We start from the raw sequence: 20144 nt of genomic DNA on the forward strand, positions 1-20144 counted from the left end.
GCACCATAAGGTCACCTCATTAATAACGTTTTTGGAATTTATTTCGTATAAAGATAGCAATAGAGTTCATTAATAGCAGAACCGTCATAAGCACTAAAATACCTGCGGCCGCCACATACTGAAAGGCTTCTTGTGGTCGCTTTGCCCAATCATAAATTTGCATCGGTAATGCAGTGAATTGACTTAATAAACTATTCGGTAAAAACTGTAGAATAACTGGAATCCCGATGACAACAAGTGGAGCTGTTTCTCCAATGGCACGAGACATGGCTAAAATACTTCCTGTTAAAATACCCGGAATGGCAGCTGGTAGCACCACGCGTAAAATGGTTTGCCATTTCGTTGCACCCATACCATATGATGCTTCTCTTTGTTCATTTGGTACGGCACGAATAGCCTCCTGTGCAGCTACAATGATAACAGGCAATATTAATAAACTCATCGTAAACCCTGCGGCTAAAATACTTTTGCCTAGCCCCATCATACGGACAAAAATTGTTAATCCAAGTAATCCAAAAACGATGGAAGGTACACCTGCTAGATTCGATATGTTCATTCGAATAAAGTCGTTAATTCTATTTTTCTTAGCATACTCCTCTAAATAAATCGCAGTACCTACACCTAAAATAATAGATACTGGCGCAACAACTGCCATTAACCACAGTGACCCAATTAAGGCAGCTTTAATCCCTGCCTTATCTGCAAATCGTGATGCAAAATTAGTTAAGAAATCGATATTTAAATAACCAATTCCCTGTGACACTATGCGATATAACAAAATAGCTAAAGTCACAAGCGCAAACATAGTTGCTAAGAAAAATAAGGTTTTCCAAACTTTATTAAATGTAATACGCTTGGTCAATCGTTTCATGACGACCGTGTCATCCATATAGCGCATGCTAGTAAACCTCCCTGAAGCGTTTCGAAATATAGTGAGCAAGTAAATTCATGATTAGTGTAAAGATAAATAATGTAAATCCTACTGAATAGATAGAGTAGTAGATTGTTGTACCATAACCTGCATCACCTGTTGAAACTTGTACAATGTACGCCGTCATTGTTTGAATGGAATCCGTTACATTTAAATCAAATTTCGGTGTAGATCCTCCAGCAAGTGAAACAATCATTGTTTCTCCAATTGCCCGGGAAATAGCTAACACGATTGAAGCAATAATTCCCGATAGTGCAGCTGGTAATACTACTTTAATAGCTACCTCAAATTTCGTCGCACCTAGAGCTAAAGCTCCTTCACGCATACTATTTGGTACGGATGACATCGCATCCTCTGATAGAGATGTAATCATAGGTAAAATCATGATACCTACAACAATCCCAGGACTTAATGCATTAAATAATTTGAGTCCAGGTACAATTTCTTGTAAAACAGGTGTGACAAACGTTAATGCAAAGAAACCATAGACGATTGTTGGTACACCTGCTAATACCTCTAAAATCGGTTTCACTGTACGTCGTGTTTTCTCACTTGCATATTCACTTAAATAGATAGCTGAAGCAATTCCAAATGGTACGGCTACTACAACTGCAATAAGTGTCACTTTTAATGTACCTGCGATTAATGGCAAAATTCCAAATAACGGTTCATTTCCTGAAAACGGTAACCACTTTGTCCCAAATAGGAAATCCGTAATCGACACACGTTTAAAGAACTCAAACGTTTCAAAAATAAGGGTGAAAACAATGCCAAACGTTGTTAAAATCGAAATAATAGCGGCAGAAAATAATAGAGCTGGCATTGCTTTTTCCACTATTTTCTTTGTTTTTTGATTGCGAGAATTTGCAATTAATTGCTGCACAGATGATGTCTTATTTTCCTTTTGAGAAACCATTGGGAGCTCCTTTCAAATAAGTGAGGGAAAGAGCATACATCTCTTTCCCTCTATGCATGTCTACTTATTTTAAGCCTTCTAAAGTTTTTAAGCCTTCAGTATATTTTTCTTCTGGTAAACGAACATAGCCAACTGCCTCAGCCATATCGCCTGCATTTTCAAGTGTAAATTGAATGAAGTCATATGCTGCTTCATTATCTTTCATAGCACTATTTTTCACGTAAGTGAATAGTGGGCGTGAAAGTGGTGTATATTCGCCACCCTCTATTGTTTCATTTGTTGGTTCAACACCATTTACTTTGACAATGTTTAATTTATCTTTATTTTCAAGGTAGTAAGCATAGCCGAAGAAACCGATTGCGTTTTTGTCACCAGCTACACCTTGCACTAGCATATTATCATCCTCTGATAATGTTGCTGAGCTTACTAGATCCGCACCATCTAAAATGACTTCATCGAAGTAATCGTATGTGCCTGAATCAGTACCTGGTGAATAGTAAACGATTTTTTCATCTGGCCATGATGGATCAATATCAGACCATTTTTTCTCTTTTCCATCTTCAACCCAAATTTTTTGTAATTGTTCTACTGTTAAATCCTTTGCCCAATCATTTTCTGGGTTCACCACTACAGATAAACCGTCATATGCTAAAGCTAGCTCTGTAAAATCAATACCCGCTTCTTCTAATTTCGATTTCTCTTCATCTTTTATATTACGAGATGCATTTGAAAAGTCTGTTTCACCTGCGATGAATTTTTCAAAACCACCACCAGTACCAGAAACCCCCACTGATACTTTGACATCTGGTTGTGCGCCTGCATACTCTTCAACAACTGCCTCAATGATTGGTGCTACTGTTGATGAGCCATCTCCAGCTACAGATCCTTGTAGCTTTTCATCAGCAGCTTCTTGTCCTGAACTAGCTGGTGCGTTCGTTTCTGCATTGTTTCCATTTTGTGCAGAATCGCTACCACATGCACCTAGCATTAATGCAGAACCCATTACTGCTGTCATCGTTAAGTACTTCCACTTTTTCATCTCATTTGCCTCCGTCGTGAACTGTTTTATAGTTATTTGTCTTACAATCTTTACTATAATGACTGATTGTTGAAGTCGTATAAACGGTTCGTAAAAGAGATGTAAAGGAATGTAATGCTTTGTAAACGATTGTAAAGATGCATTTACAATCGTCACGGTAAATGGTGTCCTGAGAGTAGATGATTCGACACCTAACGAAAAGAGACCACCCCCTCATTCATTTCACTATCTTAAGGCGCGAGGGTCTTCTTCTACTTGCTTCCTATAGGAAAGATGCTATAATAAGCACTTGTGTCAGGAAATATTTTATGTTGATGCAGTGTTGAAGGCCCCCTCCTTAATCGCGGGAGATCAATACTTGTTTTGCTTTTTAGCAGGTGTTCAAACGTCCACTGCATCGAAATAAAGTTTCCGGCGATTGTTACAAATGGCAGGCACGAAAAAATCTAGACGTATTGTTTTTCTGAACAAAAGCGAAGCATCAGCGACAATCACGTTGAGGCTAATGGATGAGGAGAGTTTGACCTTTGTCATGAAACATGCAAAAGTACAAAATGCCGATTATTTTAAAACCTATCTATTACTAGTAATGGAACATCGGGAATATTCACTTCAGGAGGCGATTGATTTTATGATAGCTTCTTATTTCTATCACAATATAGAGCTTTATGGAGTAAAGCCAAGAGAGCAGTTTGAATTGGCTATTCAGCAATTATCTGTGTAAAGCTTACTTTAATAGAAAAAACCGCTAGGCATTCTCATGCCTAGCGGTTTCATAGTGTTGAAAAACAAAACCATCCATAGAATTTATGTGAAAGGTGAAAAAGGATTTCCGTTGCAGGCTACTTGCTTTCCTGTGGGCGAGCGCCGAGCCGCTTCCTCCGTGCAGGGGCTCGCCTGTCTCGCTATTCCCACGGGAGTCAAGTAGCCTTCCACTCCAATCCATAAAATAAAAATGTTCACTTTTTAGCAAAAAAGTGAAGGTATTCACTACTCTTTTATGGTGGGGTGTTGTCACACATCACTTCTCCACATTGAAAATAAGAGGCTATCCTCTCTTATAATATAAATAATGGGCTATTTTGTTCAGGAAAAGACACTTTTGCAGAATGGTTGATTGGAGTGGAGCCAGCGTCACTCCTAGGGGATTTAGCGTCACAGAGGAGACCCTGGAGCGAACGCAGTGAGTGAAGCGGCTCATCAGACGCCCCCTGGAAAGGACGCTGGCGGAACGGAAATCAACCCCTCGCCTTACAAAATTGCTTATTATGCCGTTGACATTACCTTTTTTCAACAACATGAAACCGCTAGGCATTCTCATGCCTAGCGGTTTTCTTATTGTTGCTCATCCTCACCAATTTTCTCTTGTGTAACGGCAGGTAAAATTGGTTGTTTTACATTGCTATCTGTCACTTTTTCAGCTTGATATTTTGCTTTTAATTCAAAATACTTGTCTAAAGCACGTCTAGCAATGACATTATTTTGATAGTAGTGTGGAGCTAAGTTTGTATTAACCCATGGGATAACAACTGCATAGGCAATTTCAGGGTTTTCATATGGTGCAAAACCGACATGTGTTAAGTTAATCGTGTTTGTACCATAGTACTCTCGTAATGGACCATAATAAACTACCTCTGCTGTCCCTGTTTTCCCAGCAGCTGTATATGGAATATCCGCAAATTGAGCTCGTGCTGTACCGTGTTTACCAGTGTATACACGACGCAATCCTTGCTTTACATAATCGATCTCTTCTTTGGAATTATCAATTTGATTCAAAATAGTTGGTCCTACTTCTGTTACTAACTGGCCTAATTGTTTACCATCTTGAGATGGATCACGAACCTCTTTCACGACATGTGGCTGAATACGATAGCCACCATTGGCAACTGTTGAAATATATTGTGCTAATTGCAGAGGTGTATAAGTGTCATACTGACCAATGGCCAAGTCAAGCGTTTTCCCTCCCATCGTTGCACCTGATGGACCACGCACCCCACTAAATTCATTTGGTAAATCAATGCCTGTTTTCACACCTAAACCAAATTGCGCATAATTATTACGCATTCTGGGGAACGTATCGTCCTTTAAGCGTAATGGCATACCATAGCTATAAGGTGTTCCATTAAGCAGCAACGCAATCTTAAACATATAGGAGTTGGAAGAACGTTCTAAAGCCATTAAATCATCCATTGGAATATATCCACTACGGTTAAAAATAGACGTTTTAGGGTCTGTACCAGCTAATACAATAGGCTCATCTCCCATAGAAGTACCCATCGATATAACACCTTGATTGTATCCAGTAAGAACAGTTGCTGCCTTTACAGATGAACCTGCCTCATAAGCTGTTGTAAATGATCCATATGCATAGTCAATGACTTCATTTTTCCCTGTCTCAGGATTTTTTTCTATTTTCTTACCAGTCATGGATAGGACATCCCCTGTATTCGGGTCCATCATGATTAAGAAGGCGCGATCTAATAAATACGAGCCTGGGAGTGCTTTTAGGTTAAGCAGCTCTTCTTCCAAAATTTTCTCTGTTTCCGCCTGTAGCTCACTATCCATTGACAGGATTAAGTCTTTACCTGGTTCACCTTCATAGGTTGTCACCGTATCGACGACCTGCCCTTTTTTATTGGTAATATTTTTGACAACTGTTTTTTGACCTTGTAGTAACTCTTCATATTGAGCTTCGATATAACTTTCCCCTACTCGATCATTTCGTGAATAATCACGGGCTAAATAATAATTCAGCTTCTCTTTTGGTATCCCTTTTGTTGGGACCGTTGTACGACCAAGAATCGATAGAGAAGATAATTTTACGCGTTTCCAATCTGTCGTTGTGTTAACTCCTGGCAGTTCCGTTAAACGCTCGGAGACACGTGCAAATTCTTCTGCCGAGACATCTTCACTTTTTATAATTTGAGGTGATAAATTATAACCAGATGTCATCTCTCTAAAGATTGCTAATACTTCTAAATCTTTCTCTGACAATTGCAAAAGTTCTTCATTCGTAATGCGTTCACGTACTAGTTTATCAATCTCTGCATTGATTTGACTTGTCGTAATATTTTCTTTCGCTCGAATTTCAGCTTCTTCTGCCTTTGTCACTTTTTCATAAGCCGCATCATGATTTTTGATAATCCAAAAATCTTGTTTATCACGCAATGTGACGCGTTTTGTTGGTTGTTCAATTAATTGCGCCAGCTTTTCAGCTATATTTAGCATTTCATCTGTTGTGGTCGTTTGCATTTTCGTATAGGTAATGGCATTTTCAGGGTGATTATCGACTAAAATACGCCCGTAACGATCATACATGCGGCCCCTTGGCACACTTGTATTAACAGGAACTTCCTCTTTACTCTCTAAAAGTCGTACATACTCTTCCCCTTTGACGATTTGCATATAACCCAGTCTAAAAATTAACATTGAAAATACGATAAATATTGCAAAGAAAAGGATATTCATACGAAATGTTAAATTAGAATGATGTTTTGCTTTAACACTCGCCGCGCGATTTTTTCCGGGTGCTTTGCGCATATGTATTCCCCTCCTCATCTTCTGATCATTTCAATACACGATACTTAGTATACCATTCGAAGGTATGACAGAAAAGCACGCACTTACGAAATCTTATGTAAAACATCATTTATTTGACGGCACTTTCTGAGGAAAGGTTGCTTTTTTTTATACTTTCCCTCACGCTTACTTTTCTATCCAATAAAAAAGGCTATGCCTTGGTGATTACTCACCTTTGGCATAGCCGAAGATTCATCATTATTTTGCAGCTTGGAATTTAGCTTCTACTACGTCCCAGTTTACTACATTCCAGAAAGAACCGATGTAATCTGGACGACGGTTTTGGTAGTTTAAGTAATATGCATGTTCCCAAACATCTAAGCCTAGAATTGGAGTTTTACCTTCCATTACTGGAGAGTCTTGGTTAGGAGTAGACGTAACAGCCACTGAGTCACCATCAACGATTAACCAAGCCCAACCAGAACCGAAGCGAGTTGTAGCAGCTTTAGCAAATTCTTCTTTGAAAGCATCGAAAGAACCGAATTTAGCATCGATTGCTTTTGCTACTTCGCCAACTGGTGTATTTGAACCGCCTGGAGCGATAACTTCCCAGAATAATGTATGGTTAGCATGTCCGCCACCGTTGTTGCGTACAGCAGTTTGTTTGTCAGCTGGAAGAGCGTCAAGGTTTGCGATTAAGTCGTTAATGTTCTTTTCTGCAAATTCAGTACCTTCTACTGCTGCGTTTAAGTTTGTTACATAAGTATTGTGATGTTTAGAATGGTGAATTTCCATTGTTTTTGCATCGATATGTGGTTCTAATGCATCATAAGCGTAAGTTAATTGTGGTAATTCGTAAGCCATTGTTAAGTTCCTCCCTAAAATAAGAAATAAATAGTACATCCTTAGATTATCAAAATTGGTCAAACCATTCAATGAAAAATACTTCAAATTGAAGATTTCAGCCTTTTGACTGAAATATCAATACGTTTACTATCTTACCCTTTCATCATAAACACTAAACCTTAAAAGTGAAGCATTAAATCGCGATAAAAAATACAATAATCATCACGATTTGAATGACAGCCTTTGCAATGGTAGATGTTAAAAAGCCTATTAGAGAGCCCACACCACTTTTCACAGCCTCATTAAAGGTACGTTTCTCAACAATAAGTTCTGCAATCACCGCGCCTAAAAATGGACCAATTAATATCCCTGCAACGGGAATAACAAATGGACCAATTAATAAACCGATAGTACTTCCCCACATTCCTGCGTTAGAACCACCAAACTTTTTAATGCCGAACGCATTTGCCACTGTATCGGCACCAAATAATAGCACTACAAATAGGATTTCAATCACCCAGAACCACCAGCTCAGCTCTGCGAATGAGAAAAATACACCATAAAGCAAAAATCCGCCAACTAAAAATAGTACACCCGGAATAATCGGATACACTAAACCAATAAACGAAATAATAAAGCAGGCAATCACTAAGATCCAGCCAATAACTTCCATAAAGTTTCTCTCCTTTTACCGTGCATTGCCTTTCATACGGAATAACAAAGTGAAAAGTTTCATCTCGCTAATGACGAATGCCTAAAATCGAGTCGGCAATGTTTACTGCATGGTCTCCTATACGTTCTAGATTGCTTACAATATCCATATAAACAATTCCCGCTGCTCCACTGCATTCATTAGTGTTCAAGCGAGCGATATGTTTTTGACGGAGTTTATCTTCCATATCATCTATTAAGCTTTCTAGCTCCGTTACCTCCTGAGCTAAACTTAAGCTCGCCGTATCTAAAGCTTCAATGCTTTTCCGTACTGCTTCAATGGCTAAACTAAACATACCAATTAAATCTTGTCGTGCTGATTTACTTAAACTCACTTCATGATGATCTTTGTATTGTAGAAGCTCTAATATATTTTCAAAATGGTCTCCAATCCGTTCAAAATCTCGCACATTTGTTAATAAGGTATGGTGTCTTACTGAGTCTGCTCGAGATAGCGGCTGCTTAGACACCATGACTAAATAATCCGTAATTTCATTGTCGAGATGATTGAGGCCGACCTCTAATTGCAAAACCGTTGGAATATGTTCTGCTTCCCCCGTTTTCATATATAAAAACGTTTCTTCCAGCCCTCGCAATGCATGTTCACCCATTCGTAACACTTCCTCTTTCGCTTGACCAAGGGCAATGGCAGGAGAGGAATCAATAAAGGATGGGTCCAGATGCTTAGTTGTCACATTGATATGACCGTCATTTCCTGGCAGCAACTTCGTAACTAATGTTGCAAGTCCAGCGATAAATGGAAGTTGAATCATCATATTAAATACGTTGAATGAACCATGTGCAAGAGCAATTTGCATGCGAGGCTCTAAATGAAATAACTCACTTACCCACTGGACAAACTGTATAAATGGTGTAAAGAATAGCATGAAAATGATCGTGCCGATGACATTAAAAAGGACATGTGCGGCAGCTGCACGCTTTGCATAAATAGAAGCACCAAGGGAAGCTAATACCGCTGTAATGGTCGTGCCAATATTTTCACCAAACAAAATAGGTAATGCACTATTTAAACCAATTAAATGTTCAGCATATAACCCTTGCAGCACACCAACCGTCGCAGTAGAACTTTGCACCAATAATGTGAATACGGTTCCTAAAAATATGCCTAAAATCGGTTGATTACTTAAATGAAGCGTTAATGATGCAAAGTCTGCCAATTGATGTAGTGCCTGCATACTTGCACTCATTAGCTCTAGCCCTAAAAATAAACCACCAAAGCCAAAAAGAATCTGGCCAATATGTTGATACGTTGCTTTTTTCAAGAAAAACAAACAACCTGCACCGATTGCCAACAAAGGGTAAAAATAGATACCAATATTAATGCCAATAATAAATGCTGTAATGGTTGTACCGATATTTGCCCCCATGATGACGCCAATGGCTTGACGCAATGTTAAAAAACCAGCACTCACTAAACCTACAGTTATGACTGTTGTTGCAGAACTTGACTGAATACAAATCGTTACAAATATACCCACTAAGACACCCATAATCGGGTTTGTAGTAAAGCGATTTAACCATTCACGTAATCGATCATCCGCTGATTTCTGAAGTCCATCACCCATAAATTTAATGGAAAATAAAAATACCCCTAACCCACCTAAAAATTGAAAGAGTATGCTTTGCCAATCTATTGTCAATTGTTTTCGCTCCAATTCCTACATCTCTACTACTCTATTTGTAATCATTAAATGATTACCAACAAAAAGTAAAGAAATCCTTTAACTTCTTTACATAATGTTAACATTTTATCATCTAGTTCCTCTTCATTTATACTTCTTTCATATCCTGTCCTCTTTGAACATGTTAAAATATCGATTGGAGGAGATATAGTATGAAACACTCACAGCTTTTTATCGATAGTCTCATTCATCCTAAAAAACTAGCAGCCTATCGTTTATTACCTATTGGAAAGGTTATTCAATATACTTTTCTACTCATTACCATTGTGTCCGTATTTTCTTTAGGTCGCTTTGCAGCAGGTATGTCTGTTGATACATTTGATATGGATAGTTTAACTGGTTTAACGGAATATATAGAAGGCATTAAATGGCTCTTATATCCATTCACCTTCCTCATGCTTTTTGTTGTGACAACCATGCTCATATTTGCACAAATTGCTCTCTATGCTTTAGCTGGTTTATTTATCTTAAAGGCAATGAAGCGTCGAGGTGAATATCGTCACATCTGGCGAACAGCTACCTTTGCCATCACTTGGGCAACTTTGCTATCAATGCTAGCAGACTATTTACCAATTAACAGTACCATTATCACTGTATTCTCTTTATTGTTAACCATTACTCTATTAATTGTGGCCTTTACAAAATATCCAAAACAACCAATTACAAAATAATGTGCATGAATCCCCTCTCTTCTCAATATAGTGTAGAAAAGGAGGGGATTTTTTGCGCGCATTCATCTTAACAGCCATCATCATTGTGATCGCCTTTGTCGTCAAAGTAGATTTAACCGAAGGATCTATCCCACTGGCAGCTTTATCTACCAAAAATACAGAAAATAGTCTTTGTGAAAAACAGCGTGAGCCAAATTATATTACAGTACAAACGATTGAAGGTGACACTATCCATAGTTTATTTGCCCTACATCCTGCAAAAGTTCCTATGACCTTTCCAGAGCGCTTACAACTTTTTTACAACTTAAACCCACACTTACAATTACAAGCTCTCATTCCAGGTGAAAATATCAAGCTTCCACTGTCGTTTGAGCTTGAAAACAAATGTGGAAAATGAAAAGTTAGCGTTTCTTCCTTGTCCTTATTTTCCTACACTGCTAAAATAAATGACAGTGACGGCTGAAAATAGTGGCCCGAAAAGGAGAGAAAGTTAATGAGTGAAATTTGTCACCGTTCAAATACGCGTCCCGTACGTGTCGGTAACTTAACAATTGGTGGTAGTAATGAATTATTCATTCAAAGTATGTGTACAACCAAAACACATGATGTAGAAGCAACAGTTGCGGAAATTCTTCGTCTTGAGGAAGCGGGCTGTCAGGTTGTTCGTGTTGCTGTACCAGATGAGCGTGCAGCGGATGCGATTGCCGAAATTAAAAAACGTATTCATATTCCATTAGTAGCTGATATTCATTTTGACTATAGATTAGCATTAAAAGCCATTGAAAATGGTATTGATAAAGTACGTATTAACCCAGGTAATATTGGCCGTAAAGAAAAAGTGGAAGCTGTTGTTAATGCTGCCAAAGCGAAAGGTATCCCCATTCGTATTGGTGTTAATGCCGGCTCATTAGAGCGTCATATTTTAGAAAAATACGGCTATCCTACAGCTGATGGTATGGTTGAATCAGCTCTACACCATATTAAAATTTTGGAAGACTTGGACTTCCACGATATTATCGTGTCAATGAAGGCATCTGATGTTAATCTTGCTATTGAAGCTTATGAAAAGGCGGCGAAAGCCTTTAATTACCCGCTTCATTTAGGGATTACAGAATCAGGGACACTGTTTGCTGGTACAGTAAAATCAGCAGCTGGTCTTGGAGCCATCCTTTCAAAAGGCATTGGGAACACATTGCGTATCTCCCTTTCAGCTGACCCTGTAGAAGAAATAAAAGTAGCAAGAGAATTATTAAAATCATTTGGTCTAGCCTCTAATATGGCCACACTTATTTCTTGTCCTACATGTGGGCGCATTGAAATTGATTTAATTTCGATCGCAAATGAAGTGGAAGAATATATTTCAAAATTAAAGGTTCCTTTAAAAGTAGCTGTGTTGGGCTGTGCCGTAAACGGTCCAGGTGAAGCACGAGAAGCGGATATCGGAATTGCTGGTGCTCGTGGTGAAGGCTTACTTTTCATGAAGGGAAAAACAGTTCGTAAAGTACCTGAAGAAACGATGGTGGAAGAACTGAAAAAAGAAATTGATAAATTAGCAGCAGAAATGGAAGAAAAGCAAGCAGCAGAAGCAGCACAAAAAGCGAATGCTTAAGGAGGTGCTAGCATGAAAAAGCCTCGTTTTGGTATTGATATCGATGGGACTGTGACATGTCCAAGTACACTCATTCCACATATTAATAAGCAATACAATGTAAATATTACACTTGATGATGTTTGTGAATATGATTTTTTATCCGCCTTTCCACACCCTGTTGACCGCAGTGCATTTAATACATGGTTTAAGGAAAATGAGCCTTATATGTATGAAGTCTCTGAAGTGGCAAAAGATGCAAAAAATATTCTAACCGCTTGGAAAAATAATTTCGAGCTGTATTATATTTCTGCACGAGGTGAAAATGTAGCAAACATCACTGTCAATTGGTTTAAAACGCAAGCTATACCATACGATCATATCGAACTTCTAGGTAGCCACGATAAACTAGCTGCCGCGAAAAAGCATCATGTAGAAGCTTTCTTTGAGGATAAGCACGATAATGCGGTAATGCTGGCGGAGGAACTAAAAATCCCTGTTGTGTTATTTGACACACCATATAACCGCCTCACTGTTCCTGATAATGTTATACGAGTATATAATTGGCAGGAAGCCAATCAGTTTATTACAGATTATTTCAAATAAAGCAGAGTCGTGTTCAAACTTGGACACGACTCTTTTGTTTAACTTGTCTACTAAATCGAGTGTTACCGTTTTTTCAATTTTTCAGAGCATGCTCAAAAAATTCGGACATCATTATCAAGGCGGCATTGATGATTGCTATACCTCAAGAATTCCTCGTAGCCAACGATCCACAAAGTTTTCAAAGGTAATACCATAATTATCATAAACAGCATGATAGACAAAATAAGTTCCTAATCGATCAAGCATTTCATCATTAATTTTCATCCAAACCGCTCCCTTTCTCTCATCATTTTACTAAATCTTCAGACTTATATACTTTCCAAATGCCGAACAATCAAGTGGAGATCGCATCGTTGCAAAACCGTCACAAACTGCCGCCTTCATGCCCTTTCTTCGTATTTTTCTTTTCGTTAAGATAGTAATAACAACTTACTAGACTGGAGGGACTACTTGTGAAATGGATGACGAAGGTAGCTTGTATAACATGCATCTGTGCTTTACTAACAGGCTGTGGTGATCGATTAGCAGAAATTAGAGATGCTGCTTCAGGCATCAATTCAGCGGCCAATTCCGCAGCTAGTGCAGTTAGTCGAGATGTCCATGCCATGCGCGCTATAGACATTAACTATCAAGATACATCTTTTACAGTTAATGACCTATTTAAAACTATTTTACGTGACATCCGCTGGGATTATGACCTTGAAAAAAATGAGCTACATGTGAGAGGCACTTGGCAGCCCCCACTATTTTCTGACCAGCCCTGGGATGGAGATATGAAAGAAAAGCTAGCGGAAGCGGGCTTTGTCACGGTAACGTGTAAATTCATTGATGATAAAATCGATAGTAAGCACACAAACGTCATACTTACATATAATGAGGAAATTCTCTTACAAGAAAATGGTGAGGAAGCACTCCATCACCTATACGATACCTATTTACTTCCCTAATCTTAGTAACGTTTCTACCAGTTAACAATGGCAGAAACGTTATTTTTTTATTAAAAAAATCTTACAATTTTGAAATATTGACGCCTATCATTTGAATATATTTAGACCATCACGTTATAATCAAAGTATCACGTGATGGTTTGGAGGTGTTTGCATTGGGACAGAGAAATTAAAAATTGGCGAACTTGCAGAAAAAACAGGCATTACTAAACGAACAATCGATTATTATACCAATATTGGTTTGTTGGATGCAGAACGTTCTGCAACAAATTATCGCTTCTATGATCCAATCATGATTGAACGACTTCAATTTATTGAACAACGCAAACAACAGGGACTCTCACTCGTAGCAATCCAACATGAATTGAACATCACACCCTATGAAGAAATCGATGTACAAATGCTTCGTTTAAAAATGCAAGATTTAGAGCATGATGTAGCTTCATTGCTAGAGCAAATGAACAAACAAGATGATAAAAAAATTGAAACCATTAAGAAAAACGTTTCACCCGAAAGTATTGCATTAATGCAATCCTTACTATTACTTATTCATAATTAGGAGGTGACGTTCTGTTTTTACAGAACGACTATTTGGAGACCATTATAAACCTATCGATTTTTACCATTTTATTAGCTTTAACAGGCTTTTTCGTAGCAACAGAATTTGCCATTGTCAAGGTGCGCTCCTCAAGACTCGATCAGCTGGTTGCAGAGGGCAATAAAAAAGCAATTGCTGCTAAGCATGTTGTCCATCATTTAGATGAATACTTATCTGCCTGCCAATTAGGTATTACAGTAACCGCACTTGGTATCGGGATGGTTGGTGAAAAAACCTTTGAATTTATGCTTCACCCACTTTTTGAAATGGTCGGCATTTCTGATAAATATATGACGATCTTTACAATTGGTACAGCCTTCGCTATCGCAACGTTTTTACATGTAGTAGTTGGCGAACTAGCTCCAAAAACGGCAGCTATTCAAAAGGCTGAAGCTATTACACTTCTTTTCGCAAAGCCAATTATGTTTTTCTACAAAATCATGTACCCATTTATTTGGTTTTTGAACGGTTCTGCACGTGTTTTAATTGGACTATTCGGCATGAAGCCCGCTAGTGAACATGAGCTTTCTCATACAGAGGAAGAATTGCGATTATTAATGTCTGAAAGCTTTAAAAGTGGTGAAATCAATAAATCTGAGCTTAAATATGTGAACAATGTCTTTGAATTTGATGAACGTATTGCTCGTGAAATCATGGTTCCCCGAACAGAAATAGTTGGTATTGAACAAAATGAATCGTTTACCCATATCATTCATACCATTGCCGAGGAAAAATATACGCGCTACCCTGTATACGATGGTGACCGCGATAATATTCTAGGCTTTATCAATGCCAAGGAGCTATTTACGCATGGGTTACTTGAACAACTTACAGACGACACATTAGTTTTAGAGGATTTCATTAATCCTGTCATTCGTGTTATTGAAACAATTCCTATTCAGGAATTACTTGTACGCATGCAAAAAGAACGAATCCATATGGCCATTTTAATGGACGAATATGGTGGTACATCTGGACTAGTAACTGTTGAAGACATTTTAGAGGAAATTGTTGGTGAAATTCGGGATGAATTTGACGGTGATGAAATTGCTGATATTCGAAAAATCACAGATCATCACTATATTTTAAATGCCAAAATGCTTGTGGAAGATGTTGAAAATCTATTAAACATTACGCTGGATGCAGAGGAAGTAGAAACATTAGGTGGTTGGTTCTTAACAGTGAATAATGGCATTAAAGCTTCAAGAAATATTGAATTAGACACCTATCTCTTTAGCATCTATGAGCAACAAGGGCATCAAATTCATTATATTGAGGTTCGACCTCTACGAAAAAGTGCACCAGTTATCACAGAAGTACAATCAACATAACAGAATGAAACTGGTATTTATTATTCCATTATTAGCCATTCCACTATATAATGGATAACGTAATAAGATTCTAGTTTCAGGGGGCAATACACATGACATTGTTTAAGCTATATCATTCAGATGGTATTCACATTATTACCGACGTAAAAAAACACAAAACAAATATTGAATTAAAAACGGTTACAGGAGAAATTTTATATATTATCGTTGTAACAGACGAAAATTACACAGTCTATGACGATCGTTTTGCAGGAGCTTCTAAGCAATTAAATTCTGTGGAAGCCTTCGATATTGATGGTAGTTTCCGCAGTTTAGATTTCGATAATATGCGTGCCTTATTTAAGGAGGCTTTTACAAACCTATTACATGAGATTGCCTTATGTGTCAAAAATAAAGAAGAACTGGTGGATATTGATACGCTCCGCCATAAAGTAAGTGCACAGATTAAAGGCATCCATTTCCGTGTAATCTCTGATACGAAAAAATATGAGATTTAATCATCCAACAGACTGTTCCATTATGGGCAGTCTGTTTCATTTTTAATTCCACTATCGAAAGAAAAACACGTATCTTTACTTTCATGTATAATGGAACATAACAATCTGAAAAAAGGGGTGTTAGGATGAATCGTGAACAATTAATCACACTCATTTCAGAAAAACTGAAATTAATCCGTACAGAAAAAGCTTTTACACAGGATCAAATGAGTGATTTATTAGGACTATCTAAGAAAACACTTGTACAAATTGAAAAAGGCCGTATCCTAGCTGGTTGGACAACTACTGTTGCCATTTGCACTTTGTGTCGTGACAGCTCGATTTTACAGCATGAGCTTGGCGGTGATCCATTGGAGGTAGTAGATTTAATCGCGAATAATGGAACATTGCAGCCAAAGGAAAAAACAATGGGTGGATACATATGGTGGAAAAATATTCATGAGCACGATGGTTATAAACTACAGCAAAACGTTATCAGTCAGCATTTCCGCATTTTAGACAATAATAACTTTCGCCTTATTTCAACATTTGATGAACAGATCGTTAAACAAGCTTGGGACGAATTAATGATTTAATCTAATAGGTTAACAGTATAAGTATTCTAACCTGCTTCTGCTGTTAACCTTCAGCCCCTCCCCTCTCGCAAAACCCCCACCCCTGACAAATGAATAAGGAAATAAAATCTCCTTTCATATGATAAAGAAAAATAGTAGGAAGTGAATTATTTCTTCGACCATTCTATGTAAAAGCTGGAAAAGTCGAAATTTGTAGAAGAATTCTCTATACTGAATAGTAATGCTTTACTATTAGAAAGGATGCTCGAAAATGAATCGAATACTAGCAATTAGTGATATACATGGAGAATTAGGGCTGTTAGAAGAATTACTTTTAAAAGCAAACTACGATCCACCGAATGACCAACTTTTTTTACTTGGTGATTACGTAGACAGAGGTCCCGCTTCTAGTGGTGTATTAAATTTGGTTAATGAATTACAAGCAAAGGGTGCACGTGTTTTGCTAGGTAACCACGAGGCAATCATGCTCAATGCCTGTCGTTCTGGCCTTGCTAAGCCATGGAACCATTGGGTCGGACTATGTGGTGGAGAGGCCACACTGGCAAGCTATGGCTACCAGTTGGAAGATTTTGAGGAAGCTATTGAAAACAATACATTGCCTAGCTTTATTCAAACATTACCGAAGCTTGAAGAACATTTACAACTAATTGAAACATTTGAAATATATATTGAGTTAGAGGATGCTATTTTTGTCCACGGGGGCGTTGTTCCTGGTGTCGCTATCGCAGACACTGACCCCATGCGTTTACTGTGGATTCGTGAGGAATTTCATGCAGGTTATAATGGGGATAAAACGGTGATCTTTGGACATACCCCTACGTATAATCTTCACCAAAATCCAACGGACTATCGTGTCTATTTCGGAGAAAATAACATCATAGGCATTGATGGTGGCGCAGTTTTTGGCGGACAGCTACATGCATTAGAGTGGCCAAGTCGCCAAATTATTTCAGTAGCTAATAAAAAACCAACAAGTAACGAATAACTTGTTGGTTTTTATTTTGAAGATTGTTTTTTCAAGCGAGCTCTATAAATCTGGACGCCATGACGTCTAGTCATCATTGATTGAATCAATATAACTTAAAGATAACCCCTACTAATGAGTATACAATGACAGTTGAAAATAGTATTGTCATATGGAAAAGTGAAAAGACAAACATTTTAGTAGCCCATTTCACTTGATCCGTATTACTATGATAGCCGTAAATACTCATCACTAACCAAGCAACACTTAAAATCAATGCCACAAGCATAATTCCAACACTTAACGAGCCAAATAAAAAGCTTGATAGAATCAATAAAACTAAATAAAAATTGGTTTGATAATACGTACGGCGCATTCCTTTGACAACGGGCAGCATAGGTACGCTGGCTGCTTCATAGTCTACACGTTTGCGGATCGCAATGGCATAAAAATGGGGCATTTGCCAAATCACCATGACAAAAAATAAACCAAGTATCGCAGGATGTGTAATATCTGTTGATACCGCAGACCAACCAATTAATGGCGGCACTGCCCCACTAATACTACCAATTTCCGTATTATAAATCGTACGACGTTTTGTCCACATTGTATAAGGGACTACATATAAAAACACACCTAATAGACCAAACGCAGCTGCTAATGGTGAAGCCAGTGCCAACACAGCTACCCCGATGATCAACATCGCAACGGCTAAAGATAGCGTCGTTTTTGCTGACATTTCCCCTGTTACAGTTGGTCGGCTTTGTGTACGAGGCATAATCGCATCAATATCACGATCATAGACATTATTAAATGCCCCTGCTGCTCCAATTACAAGGGCAGAACCGATTGTTGAAAAAATAATTTCTGGTATATTGTCCATTAACGTCATTTTATTTTTGTACATGCCTAGCGTTAAACCAGCCCACATCGGTATTAAATTGGATTTGATAATGCCAGTTTTGACCGTTTGCGCTAAAATAGCAGAGCGTGATGACTTCCCTCGTGATTTTTCGGAGGATTGCGGTTTATGCTCCGTTTTCAGATTTTGTTCCATTCATCTTAATTCCTTTTCTCCATAATTTCTACCCGCTTCCATCGATAGAAAGCGACAAAATTTGCATCTAGCACATCAAATTATTATTTTACCCCTTTTAGATTGGTTCTGTCTCTATGTTCACATAAAGTACATGTTTTCATCTAACCAACCACGCTCATTCACAACATCTTCTATGATACCACCGACTGACATGAATTTGAACCTTCTTGCCTCGATTCTTCTAATCACTATTGGAGAAAAATAATTTGATAAGTGATCTTTTTTCCATAGCAAAAAAAACCGAGACATTTATTTGCCTCGGTTGTCATTTTATTGAAGATCTTCTTGTAATTGCTGTGCTAAAAATGCTACAAGGTCACGAAGATTATCAGGTGTGACACCATGTCCATCTGGATATTGCTTAAAGGTTACCTTTGCACCAAATTGTTCAAAAATCTCCTTACTCTCCATGCCCCATTGAGAAGGAATGACATAATCATAATCACCATGAGAAATAAAAGCATGTAAATGCTCTACTGAGCGGATGGCATATTCCTCCGTTACAAATTTAGGGGTATAGCCACTTAAAGCAACGATTCCTGTCACTAAATTCCCCATGACAAAGGCAAGTGATTGTGCTAATACGGCGCCTTGGCTAAAGCCTAAGACGAATACTTTATGAGGATCGATTTGATATTCATCGATCGCTTCTAATATAAAACGTTGAAGCGCCATTAATACTTTATCAAAAATTGCGCGATCTGGTTGTCCCACCTCTTGAATCGTGAAAAAAGCATAGCCAGGATTCTGTGTAATCGGCCCTCGTAAGCTAAATATATGACATTGCTCTTGAAAATCTTGCACTAATTGTGGTAAGTCCTCTTCATGACTACCCATACCATGCAATAAAAAAATAGCAGGATATTTTTTCGTAGAATCCATTTCAGTTGGTTGTGTATGTTTAAAAGTAAATGGTGTATTCATTCAATTAAATTCCTTTCACGTAAAACTTCGTAACAAAGTTAGCATAATTTTGTTTTATTAATCAAACCATCTGTATGATAAGCAATATACCCATTTACAATACGAATTGTTTCTTCTGGGTCTGCATCAAAAAGTACTTTTGATTGCTCTGGCGTTGATACAAAAACAGTTAATAAATCCATCCGCATTGAATGACCGGCTGAGCTATATGCATAGTCATAAATGATGGCTTCCTCTGTCATGTTTTCCGTCTCATACTGCTTATGGAATAATTCCTTCGCTGCCTCCATTTGCTCTGCTACTTGCTGACGAATTCGCATCTGGTGCATTAATAACTCTTCCTCCAGCGCTGCAGGCTTTAGCCAATTTTTTGCATGAAGCATTTTTAAAAATTGTTGCTCCCAAGCCTGTTCATTCTCAGTAAAAAAGAGCATATTGACCATCAGCATATCCCAAAAGTCCTTAGTGGATGCGGCTGATTGTCGCTGCACGGCAATGGTTTCTTTAAAATGCTCTTCCACCTTCGTTATATTCATATTGCGAACTAAATGATTACATACGTTTTCAATAAATTTATTTGCCACTTCTTGTGCCATAAAAAAATCCGTCCTTTATATCTACAAATCATTTTCTTTCTTATCATACCATGATTGTGGAATATGGCAACGAACCTCTCTCA

The 20144-nt window shown here is 38.0% G+C and carries 22 protein-coding genes; 11 read left to right on the top strand and 11 right to left on the bottom strand.

Translation table 11 applies throughout. From position 1 onward, the window contains the following. Positions 1-19: 19 nt before the first annotated feature. The 3 genes from pstA to MHI04_RS14495 form a co-directional block, all read right to left on the bottom strand. On the bottom strand, positions 20-898 hold the full coding sequence (pstA, locus tag MHI04_RS14485; protein ID WP_036120300.1) for a phosphate ABC transporter permease PstA: 879 nt from the start codon (positions 896-898) through the stop codon (positions 20-22). Position 899: 1 nt separating this feature from the next. Next, entirely contained in the window at positions 900-1847 is a 948-nt protein-coding gene (pstC, locus tag MHI04_RS14490) for a phosphate ABC transporter permease subunit PstC (protein ID WP_036120302.1), read from the bottom strand. 64 nt (positions 1848-1911) lie between these two features. Further along, positions 1912-2886, bottom strand: coding sequence for a PstS family phosphate ABC transporter substrate-binding protein (locus MHI04_RS14495; RefSeq protein WP_036120305.1), 975 nt, complete (start codon positions 2884-2886; stop codon positions 1912-1914). A 532-nt stretch (positions 2887-3418) separates the two neighbouring features. On the opposite strand from MHI04_RS14495, the gene MHI04_RS14500 reads away from it, so the two are divergent. Next, positions 3419-3610: a hypothetical protein gene (locus MHI04_RS14500; RefSeq protein WP_058844127.1), complete on the top strand. Its 192-nt coding sequence runs from the start codon at positions 3419-3421 to the stop codon at positions 3608-3610. Between the two features lie 611 nt (positions 3611-4221). Here MHI04_RS14500 and MHI04_RS14505 read toward each other — a convergent pair. The 4 genes from MHI04_RS14505 to MHI04_RS14520 all read right to left on the bottom strand — a co-directional run bounded on the left by MHI04_RS14505 (position 4222) and on the right by MHI04_RS14520 (position 9623). Beyond that, positions 4222-6426, bottom strand: a complete 2205-nt coding sequence (locus tag MHI04_RS14505) for a penicillin-binding protein 2 (RefSeq protein ID WP_342534967.1) — start codon at positions 6424-6426, stop codon at positions 4222-4224. Positions 6427-6663: 237 nt separating this feature from the next. Then, positions 6664-7269, bottom strand: a complete 606-nt coding sequence (locus MHI04_RS14510) for a superoxide dismutase (RefSeq protein ID WP_036120319.1) — start codon at positions 7267-7269, stop codon at positions 6664-6666. A 175-nt stretch (positions 7270-7444) separates the two neighbouring features. Then, positions 7445-7924 (bottom strand): DUF456 domain-containing protein, encoded by a 480-nt coding sequence (locus MHI04_RS14515; RefSeq protein ID WP_058844800.1) that lies wholly within the window; start codon positions 7922-7924, stop codon positions 7445-7447. Between the two features lie 67 nt (positions 7925-7991). Then, positions 7992-9623 carry a Na/Pi cotransporter family protein gene (locus MHI04_RS14520; protein WP_036120325.1) on the bottom strand — a complete coding sequence of 544 codons (1632 nt, stop codon included), beginning with the start codon at positions 9621-9623 and terminating at the stop codon, positions 7992-7994. Between the two features lie 194 nt (positions 9624-9817). On the opposite strand from MHI04_RS14520, the gene MHI04_RS14525 reads away from it, so the two are divergent. From MHI04_RS14525 to MHI04_RS14540, 4 genes are all read left to right on the top strand, one after another. After that, entirely contained in the window at positions 9818-10336 is a 519-nt protein-coding gene (locus tag MHI04_RS14525) for a DUF1189 family protein (RefSeq protein ID WP_036120327.1), read from the top strand. Positions 10337-10388: 52 nt separating this feature from the next. After that, complete coding sequence (locus MHI04_RS14530) at positions 10389-10733, top strand: hypothetical protein (protein WP_036120330.1); 345 nt, start codon at positions 10389-10391, stop codon at positions 10731-10733. Positions 10734-10838: 105 nt separating this feature from the next. Continuing rightward, positions 10839-11945, top strand: coding sequence for a flavodoxin-dependent (E)-4-hydroxy-3-methylbut-2-enyl-diphosphate synthase (ispG, locus tag MHI04_RS14535; RefSeq protein WP_170829863.1), 1107 nt, complete (start codon positions 10839-10841; stop codon positions 11943-11945). Positions 11946-11957: 12 nt separating this feature from the next. Further along, a complete protein-coding gene (locus MHI04_RS14540) occupies positions 11958-12530 on the top strand; it encodes a nucleotidase (protein ID WP_036120338.1) in 573 nt (190 codons plus the stop codon). Between the two features lie 135 nt (positions 12531-12665). Here MHI04_RS14540 and MHI04_RS14545 read toward each other — a convergent pair whose 3' ends face one another. Further along, the gene (locus MHI04_RS14545) at positions 12666-12794 is read right to left on the bottom strand and encodes a hypothetical protein (protein ID WP_255358828.1); all 129 of its coding nucleotides are present in this window, start codon (positions 12792-12794) and stop codon (positions 12666-12668) included. Positions 12795-12991: 197 nt separating this feature from the next. Here MHI04_RS14545 and MHI04_RS14550 point away from each other — a divergent pair, with 197 nt between their 5' ends. The 6 genes from MHI04_RS14550 to MHI04_RS14575 all read left to right on the top strand — a co-directional run bounded on the left by MHI04_RS14550 (position 12992) and on the right by MHI04_RS14575 (position 17463). Next, positions 12992-13477 carry a hypothetical protein gene (locus MHI04_RS14550; RefSeq protein WP_230593778.1) on the top strand — a complete coding sequence of 162 codons (486 nt, stop codon included), beginning with the start codon at positions 12992-12994 and terminating at the stop codon, positions 13475-13477. Positions 13478-13652: 175 nt separating this feature from the next. Further along, positions 13653-14036: a MerR family transcriptional regulator gene (locus MHI04_RS14555; protein WP_080717047.1), complete on the top strand. Its 384-nt coding sequence runs from the start codon at positions 13653-13655 to the stop codon at positions 14034-14036. Positions 14037-14068: 32 nt separating this feature from the next. Then, on the top strand, positions 14069-15406 hold the full coding sequence (locus MHI04_RS14560) for a hemolysin family protein (protein WP_036120348.1): 1338 nt from the start codon (positions 14069-14071) through the stop codon (positions 15404-15406). Between the two features lie 92 nt (positions 15407-15498). After that, positions 15499-15903, top strand: coding sequence for a hypothetical protein (locus tag MHI04_RS14565; protein WP_036120352.1), 405 nt, complete (start codon positions 15499-15501; stop codon positions 15901-15903). A 125-nt stretch (positions 15904-16028) separates the two neighbouring features. Next, on the top strand, positions 16029-16478 hold the full coding sequence (locus tag MHI04_RS14570) for a helix-turn-helix domain-containing protein (protein WP_036120355.1): 450 nt from the start codon (positions 16029-16031) through the stop codon (positions 16476-16478). A 250-nt stretch (positions 16479-16728) separates the two neighbouring features. Next, complete coding sequence (locus tag MHI04_RS14575; protein WP_036120358.1) at positions 16729-17463, top strand: metallophosphoesterase; 735 nt, start codon at positions 16729-16731, stop codon at positions 17461-17463. A gap of 85 nt (positions 17464-17548) precedes the next feature. Here the strand turns inward: MHI04_RS14575 and cyoE are convergent, their stop codons facing one another. The 3 genes from cyoE to MHI04_RS14590 form a co-directional block, all read right to left on the bottom strand. Continuing rightward, positions 17549-18499: a heme o synthase gene (gene cyoE / locus MHI04_RS14580; RefSeq protein WP_036120361.1), complete on the bottom strand. Its 951-nt coding sequence runs from the start codon at positions 18497-18499 to the stop codon at positions 17549-17551. 312 nt (positions 18500-18811) lie between these two features. Further along, entirely contained in the window at positions 18812-19465 is a 654-nt protein-coding gene (locus tag MHI04_RS14585; RefSeq protein WP_058844801.1) for an alpha/beta fold hydrolase, read from the bottom strand. Positions 19466-19503: 38 nt separating this feature from the next. Further along, entirely contained in the window at positions 19504-20061 is a 558-nt protein-coding gene (locus MHI04_RS14590; protein ID WP_058844802.1) for a hypothetical protein, read from the bottom strand. Positions 20062-20144: the final 83 nt, after the last annotated feature.

The sequence above is a fragment of the Lysinibacillus sp. FSL K6-1151 genome, assembly GCF_038630755.1.
Classification (GTDB): Bacteria; Bacillota; Bacilli; order Bacillales_A; family Planococcaceae; genus Lysinibacillus; species Lysinibacillus fusiformis_D.